A 17,578-nucleotide genomic window follows, 5' to 3' on the forward strand; every position below is an offset into this window, starting at 1 on the left:
GCCACCCGGCCGTCATTCAGGGGCGGAGGCCTGCGGGTCGACCGGGCGCTCGAAGAAGGTCTCCAGCACCACCGTGGCATGCGTCCCGCTGACCCCCTCGACGGCGTGGATCCGGCGCAGGACGTCCTGCAACTGCCCGGTGGTGGCAGTCCTGACCTTCACCAGCACCGAGGCGCTGCCCGCGATGACGTGCGCCTCCAGGATCTCGGGGAGCGCGGCGAAGTCCTGTGCCGAATCACCCATCCACGAGGTCGAGTCGACCATCACGTAGGCCAGGACGGGGGCGCCCACCGAGGCGGGGTCCACCTCGGCCGCGGTGCGTCGGACGACACCGCGCTCGCGCAGCTTCCGTACGCGCTCGTGGGTGGCGCCTGCGGAGAGGCCGACGGCCTGGCCGAGTGCGGCGTAGGGCTGGGTGGCGTCCTGCTGGAGCTGGGCCAGCAGGACGCGGTCTATGTGATCCACAACTCTCCGTTCGACAATGCCTTGTGTCGACCATACGACATCCCGCAATCTTCGCTACAGGCCAAACAGCGTTCGGTGAGGGGTGGTTGGGGCATGTACGAGATGTTCGACGAGAGGTTCCGCACCGGGCGGTGCATGAATGGTGACGATGCGCTGGAGGTGCTGTACACCGGATGCCGCTGGGCCGAGGGCCCGATCTACCTGCCCGCCTGGCGGCAGTTGATCTGGAGCGACATCCCCAACGACCGGATGCTGCGCTGGGACGAGGAGACCGGCGCGGTCCACGTCTTCCGGCGCTCCGCGGGGCACACCAACGGCAACACCCTCGACCGCGAGGGCCGGCTGGTCACCTGCGAGCAGGGCAACCGCCGGGTGACCCGCACCGAACACGACGGCACCGTCACCGTGTTGGCGGACCGGTGCCAGGGCAAGCGGCTGAACAGCCCGAACGACGCGGCGGTGAAGTCCGACGGCTCGATCTGGTTCTCCGACCCCGACTTCGGCATCACCAGCGACTACGAGGGCTACCGCGCACAGAGCGAGATCGGCGCCAACAACGTCTACCGCATCGACCCGGCCACCGGTGAGGTGCGCCAGGTCGCCGACGGCTTCGGTGCACCGAACGGCCTGGTCTTCTCGGCCGACGAGAGCCGGCTGTTCGTCTCCGACACCCGGGCCGGTTTCATCCGGGTCTTCGACGTGCGCGACGACGGGACGCTGTCCGACGGCAAGGTCTTCGCCGAGGCGGGGGCCCGCGAGCAGGCCCGCTTCGACAACCTCCGCTTCGACGACGAGGGCCGCCTCTGGGCCGCCGCGATGAACGACGGAGTGCACTGCTACGCCCCCGACGGCACGCTCATCGGACGTATCGAAGTGCCCGAGGCGGTGGCCAACATCGCCTGGGGCGGCGCCAAGCGCAACCGCCTCTTCATCACCGCGGAGACCAGCCTCTACTCGGTGGTCATGGCCGTCACGGGTACCCACCCGACCGGACCGGGGCGCCGGCCCTGGCTGGACTCGTAACCGCTGCCGCACGCCCAAGAACGTGTCGGACCCGGGAGGACATGAAGTACCGCTTCGTGCTCCCGGTCCGGGTGGACGAGGCGGGCGTCCAGCGGCGGATCTACGGACACGGCGGCGGACTGGCCCGGTACGGCCCGTACCTCTTCATGTCCTCGACCCTTCGTACCGGCCCCAGGACCTCTCCCTGTGGTACGCCACCCACGAGCTCTGGAGCCTCACCGAGGGCGAGGAGGACAGGGTGCTGTACTCGGTCGGGCCGGACTCGCTGAGGTGGCGGCCCGGGGGCCCGTCCGTGTGGTGTGACGCGCCGGGCGGGCATGGCGGGCGGCGGAGCGGGAACAGGTGAGCCCGTGCCCGCGCCGAGGATGCCCGGGCCGCAGCGGCTGCACGCTTCCGGCCCGGCCGGCGCGGTGCACCGATACCTGGAGGGCGGCGTCGTGCGCAGTGTGGGAGTGGAGGAGGAGCTCCTCCTCGTCGATCCGGAGACGGGCGAGTCGCGGGCGGTGTCGTCGGCGGTGCTGGCGGTGCCCGCCGAGGGCGGGGAGAGGGAAGAGGTCTTCGAGAAGGAACTGCACTGCGAGCAACTGGAGTTCGCGACGCGCCCCCGGTTCGCGATGAGCGATCTGGGCGAGGAGATCAGGCGCTGGCGGGCCGAGGCCGGGCGGCGCGCGGAGGAGGTCGGGGCCGCCGCGGTGGCGCTGGCCACCTCGCCGCTCACCGTCAGCCCCTCGATCGACTCCGGCGAGCGGCACCGCTGGATCGAGAAGCAGTTCGGCATGCCGGTGCAGGAACAGCTGACCTGCGGCTGCCACGTGCACGTCTCGGTCGAATCGGACGAGGAGGGCGTGCAGGTGCTCGACCGGATCAGGCCGTGGCTGCCCGTCCTGACGGCGCTGAGCTCCAACTCGCCCTTCTGGCAGGGCGCCGACACCGGCTACAGCAGCTACCGCAACCGGGTCTGGGGACGGTGGCCCTCGGCCGGCCCGGTGGAACTCTTCGGCTCGGCCGAGGGCTACCACCGGCAGGTGTCCGACCTGCTGGAGACCGGCGTCCTGCGGGACAAGGGCATGGTGTACTTCGACGCCCGCCTGTCCCACACCTACCCGACCGTCGAGATCCGGGTGGCCGACGTCTGCCTGGACGCCTCGACGACGGTCCTGCTCGCGACGCTGGTGCGCGGTCTGGTCGAGACGGCGGCGCGCGCCCACCGCGCGGGGGAGCCGCCCGCGGCGCACGGGGTCGGGGCGCTGCGGCTCGCGGCGTGGCGCGCCGCGCGCTCGGGACTGACCGACCGCCTGGTCCACCCCGAAACGCTGCGGCCACAACCCGCGGCCGAGGTCCTCGAAGCACTGTTCGCCCACGTGGGCCCGGCCCTGGAGGACTACGGCGACGCCGAGGACGCCCGACGCGGCCTCACCGGACTGCTGGCCACCGGAACCGGCGCGGAAGTCCAGCGCGCCCTGCTGAAACGCACGGGGAGCCTGCGCCGCACGGTGGCGGACTGCGTACGGCGGAGCGCGTCCTAGGGCGGCGCGTTCCAGGGCGGCGCGTCCCGGGGCGGCGCGTCCGGGGGCACTGCCTGCTGGCCCGCAGCGCGGTGCTGTGCCCTGAGCTGCCTGAGGAAGTACGCGACCTCGCCGCTGATGCTGACTCCCGTGGCCAGGATGATCAGCATGGCCACCGCCTGCACCATGTGGGTGACCCCCTGCGCGATGCGATCGATCGCCAGCTCACTCAGTGCCCGGTAGAGCATGCTGCCCGGCAGCAGGGGGGTGACCGCGGGGATGACCAGGGGAAGAGCCGACACCCGGCTCCTGTGCGCGAGGTACTGGCCGACCGCGCCGATGGTCCCGGCCATGATGCCGGTGGACGAAAGCCGCAGGAAGCCCGCGTTGCGCAGCGCGATGTAACCGATGACACCCCCGACCCCGAGAAGTGCGGCGACGATCCATTTGCGGCGCGGTACGCGCATCCGGGAAGCGATCGCCACGGTGAACATCGCGGCGCCGAGCAGCCGCCAGGAGAAGTAGTCCGGGGACGTGGTCCTCGGCAGGATCGGCAGGCTGTAACCGGCCTTCGCCGCGAGGGCCATGACCACCCCCGTCCCGGAGACGATCGCGAGGAACACGAGCAGTGCCTCCATCAGCCGGGAGTACGCCGTCACGTAGTGGCCGGTCAGTGCGTCCTGGACGGCGCTGATGATGGTGAGGGCGGGCAGCAGGGCCAGTACACCGCCGACGATGATGGCCGGGCCGTAGCGGCCGTGGCCGAGATTGTCGGCCACGACGGCGAACACCGCGGCGGGGAGCACGGCGAGCGCGATCCGGTAGAAGGCGGGCACGCCGTAGGCGGCGAGTGCGGTGGAGACGCGTCCGGCGAGGGTGGCGGCGACGAAGGAGGGGATCACGACCGGAAGGTCGCCGCCCGCGATCAGACTTCCGGAAGCGGCGACCAGGCCCGCATGAGCCGATTCCCTGCCCCAACGGGCGGCACGGCTCCGCTCGGTCCCCGCCTCGGGCGCGGGGCACAGGTCGATGACGCGCGCACGCGCCTCGACGGCGGTCAGGCGGCCTTCGCTGATGTCCTGGACGAGCTGGTGGGTGCGTTCCAGCGCAGTGAAGTCCAGAGTGCGGCGGCGGATGACCCTGTGTTCGGAGGTGGGTTCGGTGTCGTCGGCCATCCGGCCCGCCAGCGACACCACCCACAGCGTCACATCGGGCTCGCACCACTGGAGTCCGTACGACTCCGCCGTCACCAGCATGCCCGCGACCGTCTCCTCGGCAGCCGCGCCGTTGGCCATCAGGGAATCGCCGATCAGCAGCGCGAGGGCGATGACGAACGCGGCGTCCGGGTGCTCGGGGTCGGCGGGAGGGGGCATGAACGGGTCGGGGGCGGCCTCCAGACCACGCAGCCGCCCGAGGCTCCGCTGGAGCCAGGGAAGGGACTTGCTGGGCAACGGGGCCTCCAGCGCCGGGGGTTGACGGGTGCGCCATGAACGGGTGCGGGCCGGCTCTCGGAGCCCGCCGCGCAGAGGTGTGTGCCGGTACGAGAGCACGGGCCCGCCCCGGCTGAACCGGGGTGGGGCCCACGCGCCGCGGACGGCGGCCGAGCTGTCCGCGTATGCGCGTGCTGTTCACATACGCTCGTTCTGTTCTCATACGCACGTGCTGTTCACGTACGCACGTGTCACCCCCCCCGCGCGGTGCTCGGACCGCGTTCTCCACGGTGAGCCGCCAGGCGACACCGCCACGGGGCGGGTCTCCGTCGAGGTGAAGGCCTGGTCGCCGTCGGTCACCGCGGTGCGTCTCCCCGGCCCTCGCGACGTGCGTCTCCTGCTGTGCATGTCATTCTCCACGGTCGGGGCGGGGGAGGAGGGCGGGCGACCGCGCGGTGCGTACGGTCACGCTCCGCACTCGCCTGCATCGTGCAGCAGCATGGAATCTGATGGAGAGTCATACAGTTTTACGACACGCCGTCGCACGCCGAACGCACCGCGGTCGGCGCTGGGGCGGAAGAGGGCGTAAGAGGGCGGAAGGGGGAGGAAGAGCGCTCCGGGGCCGAAGTGTTGGCTGGTTTCCCGCTGGCACCGGTCCGGCCCGGCTGGTGACACTGGTGACGTGGAGCCCCACCCGGCCTGCTCCTCCCGGGCGCAGTCGGCGCCGATGAGGCGGGAGCGGCGGAGTGGCGCGCCGCGCACCGGCTTCGGCCGCATCCTGCGGCTGTCGAATCCCCTGCACGGCGACGCACGTCAGGAGGGCTTCCATGACTGCACGACCGAGCACCACCACCACGCATGCCGACTGGGGCAAAGCGGATTTCGACGACATCTACGACTGCCCGGACCCCCGCTCGTACTTCACCACGATGCGACCGCTGGCGTACCAGATACCCCACCACGGCCAGGCCGTCTTCCGGGCGCTGACCGGCGCGCTGCGCGGCCTGCGCCCCGACCGGACACCGCTGAACGTGGTGGACCTGTGCTGTTCCTACGGGATCAACGCGGCCCTCCTCAACCACCGGGTCACCCTGTCCGAGCTGTACGCCCGGTACACCGCCCGCCACCTGGCCGCGCTTTCGGCCCGCCGCCTCACGGCCGAGGACCGGGCCTTCTTCGCCGCCCGCCGCACGCCGGAAGCGGTGTCGGTGACGGGCGTCGACGTGGCGGCCCGCGCCGCCGGATACGCGCGTGACGTCGGCCTGCTCGACCACTCCTTCGCGGAGAACCTCGAAGTCGGCGGTCCGAGCCCCGCCCTGCGCCGCGCACTGGCGGGCACGGACCTCATCACCGTGACGGGCGGCATCGGTTACATCCGCACCCGGACCTTCGCCGGGCTCCTCGACTGCATGCCGACCCCGCCGTGGGTCGCCGCGTTCGTGCTGCGCACCGTGCCGTACGGGCAGATCGCCGAACTGCTCGCCGCCTCGGGCCTGGTGACGGAGAAGCTGCCGGCCCGTACCTTCCGGCAGCGCCGCTTCGCCGACGACGCCGAGCGGAACGCGGCGTTCGACGCCCTGGCCGCGGCCGGACTGCGTACGGCGGGCAAGGAGGCGGACGGCTACTACCACGCCGACCTGTATCTGTCCCGGCCCGCGGCCGACGTCGCCGCGCTGCCCCTCGCCCGCCTGGCGCCCGTGCCGTCGGCCGCTCAGCCGTACGACAGCTGACGGTCCGCGGCCCGGGTCACCGGGGGCATCGGGTCACCTGCGTGCGCCGGGTCACCTGCGGGCATCGGGTCACCCACGCGCATCGGGTCACCCACGCGCATCGGGTCACCCACGCGCATCGGGTCACCCGCGTGTGCCGGATCATCCGCGTGCGCCGGTCACCCGTGCGCGTCGAGCCAGTGGAGGCGGCCCAGGCTGACCAGGCGCAGTTGGCGGCGGGCCAGTTCGGCCGTCGTCTCCTCGTCACCGGGGTCCGTGTCGAGGAATGCCGACGCGGTCATCACCATGTGGTCGACGTAGACCCCGGCCAGCATCACCAGGTCCTCGCGCGACCAGCCCGCGGAGTCCGGCAGCGCGCCGAGCGCGTCGGCCACCTCGTCGGCGAACAGCCGCAGTTGGCCTCCGATCGCCTCGCGCACCGGCCGCACCCCGCCGTGCCGCTCCCGGGCGATGAACCGTACGTGGGCGGGGGCGGACCGGACGAGGCCGGCGATCAGGGCGACGGTGAGGGCGATACGGGCCTCGCTGTCGTCCGCGTCGGGCGCGGCCAGGCTCGCGCGGATGGCGCTGTGCAGGCCGCCCAGCGACTCCTCGACCAGGGCGACACCCAGCTCGGCGGTGTCCTTGAAGTGCCGGTAGAACGCGGTCGGGGCGAGCCCGACCGCCCGGGTCACCTCCCGGAGGCCGAGGCTGCTCAGGCTCTGGTGCTCCAGGAGGCCGAGGGCCGCGTCCATGAGGGCCTGACGGGTCCTCAACTTCTGGGCCTGCCGGATTCCCGTCGTCTCTGCGGCGCTGCCTGCGGTGTGACTCATGTCATCCAGTAAACAGTCGTTCTCCGAAGAAGGGAAGCATGGAGGTGTGATTCAGTGGACAACTGTAACTACAACTGTTCACTGAACTCATCAACTCCCACTCCCTCGCGAGGTGTTGAACCCGTGATCGCTCTCGTCGCCGTACTCCTGCTGCTGGGCTTCCTGCTGGGCCCGGTCGCCCACGCCCCGCTGCCCGTGACGCTGATCGCCGCCGCGCTGATCGGCTGCTGGCTGCTGGTCTTCGCCGTCCGGGAACGCCGGAACCGCTGAGATCCGACAGCCGGTACCACCGAGAGAGGACACCGCCATGCAGCTCACCGCCCCCACCGTCTCCACCGACCGCCCCGGAGCCGACCGCACCCGACGGGTCGGTCTGCGCGATGCCGACGGGATGGCCGTCGCCTCGTTCGTGCTCGGCCTCGTCGGACTGCTCGCCATGAACATCCTGCTGGGCCCCGCCGCCCTCGTGCTCGCCACGCTCGCCCTGCGCCGTGGAACCACCCGCCGGTTCCGCGCCTGGCTCGGCCTCGGCCTCGGCGTCGCCGATCTAGTGGTGCTCGCCACCGTCGTCGACCTGAGCAACTCGGTGTCCTGGAGCTTCGGCGGCTGAGGACGGCTGGACGAGCAGGGTGCGCAGGTCGATGATCTTGTAGCCGCGGGTACGGACCGCGTCGATGAGCTGCGGCAGGGCCTCGGCGTCGAGGACGGGGACCTGCCCGTCGAGGGAACCGACGTGCATCTGCACGATCGCACCCGGCCGGATCACGTCCATGGCCCTCGTGACGGCCTTCTGTACGGTCATGCCGCCGAGGATCCCCTTGTAGCCGTTGGTGTCGGTGGTCCACTCGATGTCCGCGAACCCCATCGCGTTGACCTCGGCGATCTGGGCGGGGGTGGTGGTGCCGTAGGGGAAGCGGAAGAACGGCAGCGGCTCCGTGCCCGTGGCCCGGCGGACGGCGTCCTGGGCGAGGGTGACCTCCTCGGCGCGCTCGGCCGGGGTGAGGGCCTTGAAGGGGGGGTGGGTGTGGGAGTGGTTTCCGAGCCCGTGTCCGGCTGCGGCGATCGCGTGCGCGGCCCGGGGATGGCGTTCGGCGAAGCGGCCGGTGAGGAAGAAGGTCGCCCTGGCCTTCTGCTGCCGCAGCACCGTCAGGACCGTGTCGAGGCCGGCTTCGTCCCAGGCCGCGTTGAAGGTCAGCGCCATCACTCGGCGCGAGGTCGGGATCGTACGAACGGCTCGGCCGTAGAGGCTCTCCAGCGATGCGGGAGTGACGGCCGGACGGGGGGCGGCCGGACGTGCGGCGGCCCGAGCGCCGGACGGTGCTGCGAACCCGGCCGAGGCCGTCAGGGCGGGCAGCAGGGCATGCAGGACGGACCGTCGGGGCAGGCGGAGGCTCATGCGACGACAACGTAGCGGTCCCCGATGCGCCGGACGGGCCGCCGCGCGCTCGGCGCGGCGTGCTCAGGGCTCCGCTGCCCCTCCCCGTCCCCGCCTCAGTTGTGCCGGATCAGTGAGTCCACCAGCCCCGACCGCGTGTTCGGGAAGTCCAGCGGAATGATGCCGAGGCCCCGCCAGCCGCTCGCCTCGGAGCTGTCGACCAGGGTGTGCACCTTCGGGTTGAGACGGTCGGAGTTCCACCGGGGCGGCAGGGCGGCGGCGGTGCTCACGAAGTTGATGTACTGCTTGCCCGGCTGGGCGGCGGCCTTCCTGAACTGTGCCTCGATCTTGGGGTACTTGGCGAACGGCTCCGCCTGGTAGTCGTCCTGGATGTCGAAGACCGACGTGTCGCCCCAGCGCACCCCGCCGGGCAGCCCGCCGTTGTCCGCGAGCAGGACGACCCTGCCGCGCGCCTGCCCGAGGGACGGCAGCGCGTCGGCGATCAGGAACAGCGAACGCCATCCCCTGCGGTCGAGATAGTCGGTGAACAGCGCTCCGAACTCCGTGCCGGAGACCTCCGAGTACTCCTGCTTCACCCGCATCAGCACCGTCTCCGACGGATGCGCCGCAAGGAAGTCCCGGCAGGCGGTGAGGACGTCGTCGAAGTTGAGGTTCTGGTAGAACGCGCCGTGATGGATCGTGAACGACCCCTCGAAGGCCCGGCACCGTACGTCGAGGAAGCGGATGCCGGACGCCAGTTGCTGCGCGATCGTGGTGTTCTGGCACTCCACCCAGGGACCGCCGAACCGGGCGCCCGAGTCATGGGTGCCGGGCACCGTCAGCGTGCGCAGCGGTCGCGCGGAGTCGACTCCGGCCATCCAGTCCTGCGTCCCGTACGCCCGTACCCCGCGAGCCCGGGCCCCGGCGGCTGCCGGTGCTGCGCCCGCGTAGGTCAGAAGCCCGGTGGCGGAGAGGGCCGCCGCACCCTTGAGGAACCCTCGTCGGTCCATGCGCAACTCTTCTCCCTGGCGTAGCTCCGGTCACACGTGCGCATCGAACCACACATGAGGGAGCGTCAACCAGCGTGAGAAAAGCCGCACTTGGGGCCAATCAGCGAGTCTCGTCCCCGGCCCCGGCCCTGTCCCCGTTCCCGTTCCCGCTGTCGTCCCCTGCCGCATTGCGCCTCTGGCGCTTGCCGACCACCACGGCGGCGGCGACCGCGCTGCCCACGAATGCGGCGGCCACAGTCCAAGGCTGGTCGAAGCGGTGGCCGGTGGCATGGTCGAGCGAGTGGCGCCCCGGCCCCACGAGGGCGATCGAGGCGGCGGTGAACCCGAGGAAGGCGGGGTACTCGTACCCGCCCGACTGGGCGAAGAACCCGGCGGGGGCGTGCACGGCGACCGCTCCCGCCATGGCCCCCGCGGCAGCCGCACCGGCCGCCGGAGTGGCGAGGCCCAGTGCGAGGAGCACGCCGCCGCCCGCCTCGCCGAGCCCCGCGGCGACCGCGCTCTGCCTGCCGGGCGTGAACCCCATGGACTCCATGGCGGCGCCGGTCCCCTCGATGCCGCCGCCGCCGAACCAGCCGAAGAGCTTCTGCGTGCCGTGCGCGGCCAGCACCGCGCCGGTGCCCACGCGCAGTACGAGCAGACCGAGGTCGCGGCGGTGGTTCAGGCAGGAGGCCATGTCTTCTCCAGGCTTCGGGTGAGGTACGGGGCGACGTTCCCACTCTCCGCTGCCCGCACCGCCCGAGCAGCGCGGTACTACGCCGGACGGGAACCGCACGAGGGTCCGTCCACGTACTGCGCCGGACGGGAACCGCACGAGGGTCCGTCCACCCGGGCCCCGTGCGCGTGCTGGCGCGTTGCCCGCCCCGGTCGCAGACTGGACGGCATGGCGACGGGCAGGCGCAGTGCGGGGCTTCTCCTCTTCCGGGTCACGGGCACGGTCGCGGAGCGGGACGTCGAGGTGCTGCTCGGGCACATGGGCGGTCCGTTCTGGGCGAGGCGCGAGGCAGCCGCCTGGTCGGTGCCCAAGGGCGAGTACGGGCCCGACGAGGAGCCCGTGGCGGCGGCGCGCCGGGAGTTCGTGGAGGAACTCGGGCTGCCCGTTCCCGACGGGGACTGGATTCCGCTCGGTGAGGCGCGGCAGCGCAACGGCAAGACGGTCACCGTGTGGGCGCTGGAGGCGGAGCTGGACCCGGCAGCCGCGGTGCCGGGGACGTTCGTCATGGAGTGGCCGCGCGGGTCCGGCGTGCAGCAGGAGTTCCCGGAGCTGGACCGGGTCGCCTGGTGCACGCCGGGGCAGGCCGCCGAGCGGCTCGTGGCGGGTCAGCGGATCTTCGTCGACCGGCTGCGTGCCCGGGTGCGGGGGACGCCCGCCCCGTAGCCGCCCGCGCGCCGTCAGTTGAGGGTGTCGGGGTCGGGACCCGTACGCATGCCGCGGTCCAGGGCGGCGATGGCGTCGATCTCCTGCTCGCTCAGTACGAAGCCGAAGACGTCGAGGTTCTCGCGGATGCGGGCCTCGGTGACCGACTTGGGGATGACGACGTTGCCGGTCTGGAGGTGCCAGCGGAGAACGACCTGGGCGGGGCTCCTGCCGTGCCGGGCCGCGATCGAGGTGATCGCCGGGTCACCCAGGACGGCGCCCTGCGCGAGCGGGCTCCACGCCTCGGTGAGGATGCCGTGCCGGGCGTGGAAGGCGCGCAGCTCCCGCTGCTGGAGGCCCGGGTGCAGCTCGATCTGGTTGACGGCCGGGACGACCGAGGCCTTGTCGAGCAGGCGCTCCAGGTGGGCGGGCTGGAAGTTGGAGACGCCGATGGCACGGGTGCGCCCGTCGGCGAGCAGCTTCTCGAAGGCGCGCCAGGTCTCGGAGTAGAGGTCACGGGCCGGGGTCGGCCAGTGGATCAGGTACAGGTCGACGTGGTCGAGGCCCAGCTTGTCGAGCGAGGCGTCGAAGGCGGCGAGGGTGGCGTCGTGGCCCTGGTCGGCGTTCCACAGCTTGGTGGTGACGAACAGCTCGTCGCGGGCGATGCCGGATGCGGCGAGCGCGCGGCCGACGCCCCGCTCGTTTCCGTAGACGGCGGCGGTGTCGATGCTGCGGTACCCGGCGGCGAGTGCGGAGCCGACGGCGGCGGTGGTCTCCTCGTCGGGGACCTGGAAGACGCCGAAGCCGAGCTGGGGCATCGTGACGCCGTTGTTCAGGGTGACGGTGGGGACGTGCGGGAGGGAGGTCATGATGCGCTGTTCCTTGTAGGTGCGGTGAATCCGTGCGGGTTCATGGCTGTACGGGACGGCTGGGGTCAGTGGTGCGAAGCGACGGCCTGTCCGGCGGGAGCGTTCCCGGCCGGTGCGCGGTCCGCCGCCGTGCTGCCGGACGACCCGGCGACCACGCCGGAGGCCTTGGGGCGTGCGGGCTCCCGGCGCTCCAGGAGGCTGGAGACGACGGCCAGCAGCAGGGCGGATGCGGCGAGTGCCGCGCCGACCCAGTTCGGCGAGGTGTAGCCGTATCCGGCGGCGATGACGATGCCGCCGAGCCAGGCGGCCAGGGCGTTGCCGAGGTTGAAGGCGCCGATGTTGACGGCGGAGGCCAGGGTGGGCGCGCCGTGGGCGTAGTCCAGTACCCGCTTCTGGAGCGGCGGCACCGTGGCGAAGCCGAGGGCTCCGATGAGGAAGACGGCGACGGCCGCCGTGACCTTGTTCTGCGCGCCGAAGGTGAAGAGGGCGAGGACCACGGCCAGCCCGCCGAGTGCGGCGAAGAGCATCGGCATGAGCCTGCGGTCGGCGAACTTCCCACCGGTCAGGTTTCCGGCGACCATGCCCAGGCCGAAGAGGACGAGCAGCCAGGTGACGGAGGACTCCGCGTACCCGGCGACGTCGGTCATCATCGGCGCGATGTACGTGATGGCCGCGAAGACTCCGCCGAAGCCGAGCACGGTCATCGCCATGGCGAGGAGTACCTGGACGTTCCTGAACGCGGCCAGCTCGTGCCGCAGGCTGACGCCCTCCGCCTTGGGTACGTCCGGCACCAGCTTGGCGATGCCCGCCAGGCCGACGATGCCGAGCGCGGCGACCAGGAAGAAGGTGACGCGCCAGCCGGCGCTCTGCCCGACGAAGGTGCCCAGCGGCACGCCGACGACGTTGGCGACGGTCAGGCCGGTGAACATCATGGAGATGGCGCCGGCCTTCTTCTCGGGGGCGACCAGTTCGGCGGCGACCACCGCGCCGATGCCGAAGAACGCGCCGTGGGCGAGCGAAGCGATCACCCGGCCGACGATCATCATGGAGAAGGTGGGGGCGACCGCCGAGACGACGTTGCCCACGATGAACAGGCCCATGAGAAGCATCAGCATGTTCTTGCGGGAGATCCGGGTGCCCAGGACGGTCATGAGGGGCGCGCCGAACATGACCCCCAGGGCATATCCGGTGACCAGGAATCCGGCGGTGGGCACCGAGACGCCGAAATCGGCGGCGACGTCGGGGAGCAGCCCCATGATGACGAACTCGGTGGTGCCGATTCCGAAGGCCCCGATGGCGAGGGCCAGGAGCGCGAGAGGCATGGGAGCGACCTTCCGAGGTGCGTGCAGTAGCGTCTTACAAGCGAAGACAATAGTTGCAGACGCGGGCTAATGCAAGCGCGGTGTATTGGGTGTGCGGGTGGTGCGGGGTGCGGGGGTGCGTGTGGGTGCGCGGTGAGGCGTGCGCCGGGGGAGGTGGCCTTGCGTGTGCGCGTGTGTTCGCGCCGTGGTGAGAGCGGCGGCCTTGCCGAGGACGGTGGCTCCGCGTGTGCGCGTGTGTTCGCGCCGTCGTGAGAGCGGCGGCCTTGCCGAGAACGGTGGTCCCGCGCGTGCGCGTGTTCGCCGTATAGGGGATGTGCCCGGGCGTCGCCACAGGCCGTGCGCGGCGGTGTGGCCGATTGTCGACGCGATTTCGGTGTCGTGTCCGTGTGTCCGCCGGGCCGTGCGGCGGGCGTGCCGTGCGTACTCGACCGGATTCCGCCGGGGGCCGGGCAAACCTCGCGCGGTCACGATCATCGTATCGAGCTAATGTCACCGGAATCTCTGGGCCGGAGGGCCTTATCGGTGGCTACTGTCCCCGATAGCTGGACGGATTCCCGGGCCTTTGCGCCCAGTTGTGCCCCTTGCTCGGTAAATGGGTACACGCCGGCCGCCGCCCCGACCAAGCCGCCGCCCGACCAAGGAGAGCCCGCCCGATGAGTGTTGACACGAGCCCCGGGGCGCAGGTGGCGCCGCCGCAGCAGTCGCTGAGTACGGCGGCAGCCCGCAACCTCGCCACCACGGCCAAGTCCGCCCCGCAGATGCAGGAGATCACCTCCCGCTGGCTGCTGCGGATGCTCCCCTGGGTGGAGACCAAGGGCGGGGCCTACCGGGTCAACCGCAGGCTCAGCTACACCGTCGGGGACGGGCGCGTGGACTTCGTCCAGGACGGCGCCGACGTCCGGGTGATCCCCCGTGAGCTCGGCGAACTGGCCCTGCTGCGCGGCTTCGACGACGTGCAGGTGCTGACCGCGCTCGCCGACCGGTGCGTCCAGCGCGACTTCCGGGCGGGCGAAACGCTGGCCGAGCGCGGCGCGCCCGCGGACCGGCTCCACCTGATCGCCCACGGCCGCGTCAGCCGCACCACCGTCGGCCAGTACGGCGACGAACTGTCGGTGGCCGTGCTCGCCGACGGCGAACGGTTCGGGGACAACGCCCTGCTGGACGCGGACGCCCGGTGGGAACACACCGCCACGGCCGAGACCGCGGGCACCCTCCTCACCCTGTCCCGCGCGGACTTCACGGCCGTCATGGACTCCGCGCCGGGCCTGCGGGAACACCTCGATGAATTCAGGGCGCTGCCGCTCCGGCGGCAGAACCACAAGGGCGAGGCGGAGATCGCGATGTCCGCCGGGCACGCGGGCGAGCACCAACTGCCCGGCGCCTTCGTCGACTACGAGCTGAAACCGCGTGAGTACGAACTCTCCGTCGCGCAGACGATCCTGCGCGTCCACAGCCGGGTCGCGGACCTCTACAACGGGCCGATGAACCAGACTGCCGAGCAACTCCGGCTCACCATCGAGGCTTTGAGGGAGCGTCAGGAGCACGAACTCATCAACAACCGGGAGTTCGGCCTGCTCCACAACGTGGACTTCAAGCAGCGCGTCCAGACGCACTCGGGCCCGCCCACCCCGGACGACATGGACGAGATCCTCTGCCGTCGCCGGGGCTCCAAGTTCTTCCTCGCCCACCCCAGGACGATCGCCGCGATCGGGCGCGGATTCAGCGAGTACGGGCTCTACCCGGACCACGTCGACCTCGGCGGACAGCTGGTGCCGGCCTGGCGGGGCGTCCCGATCCTGCCCTGCAACAAGATCCCCATCACCAAGGAGAACACCAGCTCGATCCTCGTCATGCGCACCGGCGAGGACAACCAGGGCGTCATCGGACTGCGGCAGACCGGTCTGCCGGAGGAGTACGAACCGGGCCTGTCGGTCCGCTTCATGGGGATGAACGAACAGGCGCTCATCTCCTACCTCGTCACCACGTACTACTCCGCAGCCGTCCTCGTACCGGACGCGCTCGGCGTGCTGGAGAACGTGCAGATCGCCCGCAGTCGCGCGTAGGAACGCCCAGGAACGCGTGGGTACGTCTAGGGACGCCCAGGGACGCGTAGGGCACGAGCCCGCCCGGCTGCCGACAGGGCCCGGGCCGACGCATGCCCACCGGGCCGACGCATGCCGGCCGAGCAGGCCCGGCTGCCGTCACGGCCCGGGTCGGGCGTGCGCGGGGGCCTGTCACCGGCCGAACACCCATCGAACCATCGAAACCATCGAAGGAGCCAAGGATGCCCGCGCCCGAGCCGACCCCCTCGCAGTCGAGCCTCCCCGAGGCCGCCGCGCGCTTCGGGGCGCACGTCCTCGCCGACGCGGCGGCCCGCGCCTGCGACATCGTGGCCGCCACCGGAGGCCCGCCCCGGGTGCCGTCCCTGCCGGGACCGCCGGAGCAGGCCGCGCCCCCCGCAGGCGTTGCCCCCGCAGGGGTCGCCCCCACCGGCATCGCTCACCCCGGCGTCGCCCTCACCAGGACCGTTCCCGCCGAACTCGCCCTCGCCGAGGCCCCGTTGCCGACCGTCGACCTGGCGCGGATCCTGCGCGGACCCAGCGGGCTCGGCACGGCGGGCCTGCGGCTGGCCGGGGCCGGGGGGCCCCTGGCCGGGGCCGGGGGACCTGCGGCACCGGCGGAGCCACCGGCGGCAGGCGAGGCGGCGGAGCCACCGGCGGCGGAGGAGGGCCGGCCGATCCCGGGCCTCTACCACCACCCCGTACCCGAACCGGATCCCGTACGGGTCGAGGAGGTCAGCCGCAGGATCAAGTCCTGGGCGCTGGACGAGGTCGATCTGTTCCCCGACGACTGGGCGGACCAGTTCGACGGCTTCTCCGTGGGCCGCTACATGGTCGGCTGCCACCCGGACGCCCCCAGCATCGACCACCTGATGATCGCCGCCCGCCTGATGGTCGCCGAGAACGCCGTCGACGACTACTACTGTGAGGACCACGGCGGCTCGCCCGTCGGACTCGGCGAACGGCTGCTGCTCGCGCACACCGCCCTCGACCCCCTGCACACCACCAAGGAGTACGAGCCCCCGTGGGCGCGGTCGCTCCACTCGGACGCGCCCCGGCGCGCCTACCGATCCGCCATGGAGTACTTCGTCCGGCAGTCCACCGCCTCCCAGGCCGACCGGTTCCGGCACGACATGGCCAGGCTGCACCTGGGCTACCTCGCCGAGGCCGCCTGGGCCCAGGAGGACCGAGTGCCCGAGGTGTGGGAGTACCTGGCGATGCGCCAGTTCAACAACTTCCGCCCCTGCCCCACCATCACCGACACCGTCGGCGGTTACGAACTCCCCACGGACCTCCACACCCTGCCCGCCATGCAGCGCGTCATCGCGCTCGCGGGCAACGCCAGCACGATCGTCAACGACCTCTACTCGTACACCAAGGAACTCGCCGCCCCCGGCAAGCACTTGAACCTTCCCGTGGTGCTCGCCGAACGGGAGGACCTCTCCGATCGCGACGCCTACCTCAAGGCCGTCGAGGTCCACAACGACCTCATGCACGCCTTCGAGGCCGAAGCGGCGCAACTCGCCGCCGACTGCCCCGTCCCGACCGTGCAGCGCTTCCTGCGCGGCGTGGCCGCCTGGGTCGACGGCAACCACCACTGGCACCGGACCAACACCTACCGCTACAGCCTTCCCGACTTCTGGTGAGAAGGCCTGCCCGACCTCTGCAGAGAAGAATGGAATCATCTGTGACCAGCACCGAATTCACCACCTCGGCCACCACCACCTCGGCCACCGCCGCCGCCAACGGCGCCCCCTTCGTCCCCTCCCCGGCGACGCCCTACCAGGGGGACATCGCCCGCTACTGGGATGGGGAGGCCAGGCCGGTGAACCTGCGCCTCGGCGACGTCGACGGCCTCTACCACCACCACTACGGCATCGGCGACGTCGACCGCGCCGCGCTCGGCGACCCCCAGGACAGCGAGGCCGAGAAGAAGCTGATCGCCGAGCTCCACCGGCTGGAGTCGGCCCAGTCCGAGCTCCTCCTGGACCACCTCGGCGCCATCGGCCCCGGCGACACCCTGATGGACGCGGGCTGCGGCCGGGGCGGCTCGATGGTCATGGCCCACCAGCGCTTCGGCTGCAAGGTCGAGGGCGTCACGCTCTCCGCCAAGCAGGCCGAATTCGCCAACCGGCGCGCCCAGGAACTCGATATCGCCGACCACGTCCGGGCCCGCGTCTGCAACATGCTGGCCACGCCCTTCGAGACCGGGCAGGCCGCCGCCTCGTGGAACAACGAGTCGAGCATGTACGTCGACCTGGAGGACCTCTTCGCCGAGCACTCCCGCGTCCTTGAGGTCGGTGGCCGCTACGTCACCATCACCGGCTGCTGGAACCCGCGCTACGGCCAGCCGTCGAAGTGGGTCTCGCAGATCAACGCGCACTTCGAGTGCAACATCCACTCCCGCCGCGAGTACCTGCGCGCCATGGCCGACAACCGCCTCGTCCCGCAGGCCGTCATCGACCTGACCCCCGCGACCCTGCCCTACTGGGAGCTGCGGGCGACGTCCTCCCTGGTCACCGGTATCGAGGAGGCGTTCATCAACTCCTACAAGGACGGCTCCTTCCAGTACGTCCTGATCGCGGCCGACCGCGTCTGACCGCGTCCGGCTGCTGCCCCCTGC

Annotated in this window: 17 protein-coding genes; 9 read left to right on the forward strand and 8 right to left on the reverse strand. The window is 71.5% G+C overall.

Annotated elements, in window-relative coordinates; translation table 11 throughout:
- Positions 1 to 12: 12 nt before the first annotated feature.
- Positions 13 to 465 carry an Lrp/AsnC family transcriptional regulator gene (locus tag ACWGIG_RS15855; protein ID WP_453322168.1) on the reverse strand — a complete coding sequence of 151 codons (453 nt, stop codon included), beginning with the start codon at positions 463 to 465 and terminating at the stop codon, positions 13 to 15.
- Positions 466 to 558: 93 nt separating this feature from the next.
- On the opposite strand from ACWGIG_RS15855, the gene ACWGIG_RS15860 reads away from it, so the two are divergent.
- Positions 559 to 1,488 (forward strand): SMP-30/gluconolactonase/LRE family protein, encoded by a 930-nt coding sequence (locus ACWGIG_RS15860; RefSeq protein ID WP_453322169.1) that lies wholly within the window; start codon positions 559 to 561, stop codon positions 1,486 to 1,488.
- Positions 1,489 to 1,925: 437 nt separating this feature from the next.
- Positions 1,926 to 3,014 (forward strand): glutamate--cysteine ligase, encoded by a 1,089-nt coding sequence (locus ACWGIG_RS15865; protein WP_453322185.1) that lies wholly within the window; start codon positions 1,926 to 1,928, stop codon positions 3,012 to 3,014.
- Here the strand turns inward: ACWGIG_RS15865 and ACWGIG_RS15870 are convergent.
- Positions 3,011 to 4,444: a threonine/serine ThrE exporter family protein gene (locus tag ACWGIG_RS15870; protein ID WP_453322170.1), complete on the reverse strand. Its 1,434-nt coding sequence runs from the start codon at positions 4,442 to 4,444 to the stop codon at positions 3,011 to 3,013. The two genes, ACWGIG_RS15865 and ACWGIG_RS15870, sit on opposite strands and share 4 nt — an antisense overlap.
- 806 nt (positions 4,445 to 5,250) lie before the next feature.
- On the opposite strand from ACWGIG_RS15870, the gene ACWGIG_RS15875 reads away from it, so the two are divergent.
- Complete coding sequence (locus ACWGIG_RS15875; protein ID WP_453322171.1) at positions 5,251 to 6,153, forward strand: hypothetical protein; 903 nt, start codon at positions 5,251 to 5,253, stop codon at positions 6,151 to 6,153.
- Positions 6,154 to 6,311: 158 nt separating this feature from the next.
- On the opposite strand, the gene ACWGIG_RS15880 is transcribed toward ACWGIG_RS15875, so the two are convergent.
- On the reverse strand, positions 6,312 to 6,965 hold the full coding sequence (locus ACWGIG_RS15880; RefSeq protein ID WP_453322172.1) for a TetR family transcriptional regulator: 654 nt from the start codon (positions 6,963 to 6,965) through the stop codon (positions 6,312 to 6,314).
- A gap of 123 nt (positions 6,966 to 7,088) precedes the next feature.
- Here ACWGIG_RS15880 and ACWGIG_RS15885 point away from each other — a divergent pair, with 123 nt between their 5' ends.
- Together ACWGIG_RS15885 and ACWGIG_RS15890 are read left to right on the forward strand one after the other, a co-directional pair.
- Positions 7,089 to 7,235 (forward strand): hypothetical protein, encoded by a 147-nt coding sequence (locus ACWGIG_RS15885; protein WP_453322173.1) that lies wholly within the window; start codon positions 7,089 to 7,091, stop codon positions 7,233 to 7,235.
- A 37-nt stretch (positions 7,236 to 7,272) separates the two neighbouring features.
- Positions 7,273 to 7,575 (forward strand): DUF4190 domain-containing protein, encoded by a 303-nt coding sequence (locus ACWGIG_RS15890; RefSeq protein WP_453322174.1) that lies wholly within the window; start codon positions 7,273 to 7,275, stop codon positions 7,573 to 7,575.
- On the opposite strand, the gene ACWGIG_RS15895 is transcribed toward ACWGIG_RS15890, so the two are convergent.
- From ACWGIG_RS15895 to ACWGIG_RS15905, 3 genes are all read right to left on the reverse strand, one after another.
- Positions 7,513 to 8,361, reverse strand: coding sequence for a polysaccharide deacetylase family protein (locus ACWGIG_RS15895; RefSeq protein ID WP_453322175.1), 849 nt, complete (start codon positions 8,359 to 8,361; stop codon positions 7,513 to 7,515). The genes ACWGIG_RS15890 and ACWGIG_RS15895 overlap by 63 nt on opposite strands.
- 95 nt (positions 8,362 to 8,456) lie before the next feature.
- Positions 8,457 to 9,350, reverse strand: a complete 894-nt coding sequence (locus ACWGIG_RS15900; protein ID WP_453322176.1) for a phosphatidylinositol-specific phospholipase C — start codon at positions 9,348 to 9,350, stop codon at positions 8,457 to 8,459.
- A gap of 100 nt (positions 9,351 to 9,450) precedes the next feature.
- Positions 9,451 to 10,023 (reverse strand): DoxX family protein, encoded by a 573-nt coding sequence (locus ACWGIG_RS15905; protein WP_453322177.1) that lies wholly within the window; start codon positions 10,021 to 10,023, stop codon positions 9,451 to 9,453.
- 207 nt (positions 10,024 to 10,230) lie between these two features.
- On the opposite strand from ACWGIG_RS15905, the gene ACWGIG_RS15910 reads away from it, so the two are divergent.
- Positions 10,231 to 10,725, forward strand: a complete 495-nt coding sequence (locus ACWGIG_RS15910; RefSeq protein ID WP_453322178.1) for an NUDIX domain-containing protein — start codon at positions 10,231 to 10,233, stop codon at positions 10,723 to 10,725.
- 14 nt (positions 10,726 to 10,739) lie between these two features.
- Here the strand turns inward: ACWGIG_RS15910 and ACWGIG_RS15915 are convergent, their stop codons facing one another.
- Positions 10,740 to 11,573, reverse strand: coding sequence for an aldo/keto reductase (locus ACWGIG_RS15915; RefSeq protein WP_453322179.1), 834 nt, complete (start codon positions 11,571 to 11,573; stop codon positions 10,740 to 10,742).
- 65 nt (positions 11,574 to 11,638) lie between these two features.
- The gene (locus ACWGIG_RS15920; protein ID WP_453322180.1) at positions 11,639 to 12,895 is read right to left on the reverse strand and encodes an MFS transporter; all 1,257 of its coding nucleotides are present in this window, start codon (positions 12,893 to 12,895) and stop codon (positions 11,639 to 11,641) included.
- 653 nt (positions 12,896 to 13,548) lie between these two features.
- Here ACWGIG_RS15920 and ACWGIG_RS15925 point away from each other — a divergent pair.
- The 3 genes from ACWGIG_RS15925 (at position 13,549) to ACWGIG_RS15935 (ending at position 17,554) form a co-directional block, all read left to right on the forward strand.
- Entirely contained in the window at positions 13,549 to 14,958 is a 1,410-nt protein-coding gene (locus tag ACWGIG_RS15925; protein WP_453322181.1) for a family 2B encapsulin nanocompartment shell protein, read from the forward strand.
- A 221-nt stretch (positions 14,959 to 15,179) separates the two neighbouring features.
- Positions 15,180 to 16,601: a family 2 encapsulin nanocompartment cargo protein terpene cyclase gene (locus ACWGIG_RS15930; RefSeq protein ID WP_453322182.1), complete on the forward strand. Its 1,422-nt coding sequence runs from the start codon at positions 15,180 to 15,182 to the stop codon at positions 16,599 to 16,601.
- Positions 16,602 to 16,642: 41 nt separating this feature from the next.
- Positions 16,643 to 17,554: a geranyl diphosphate 2-C-methyltransferase gene (locus tag ACWGIG_RS15935; RefSeq protein ID WP_453322183.1), complete on the forward strand. Its 912-nt coding sequence runs from the start codon at positions 16,643 to 16,645 to the stop codon at positions 17,552 to 17,554.
- Positions 17,555 to 17,578: the final 24 nt, after the last annotated feature.

The organism is Streptomyces sp. NPDC054863 (genome assembly GCF_053610825.1).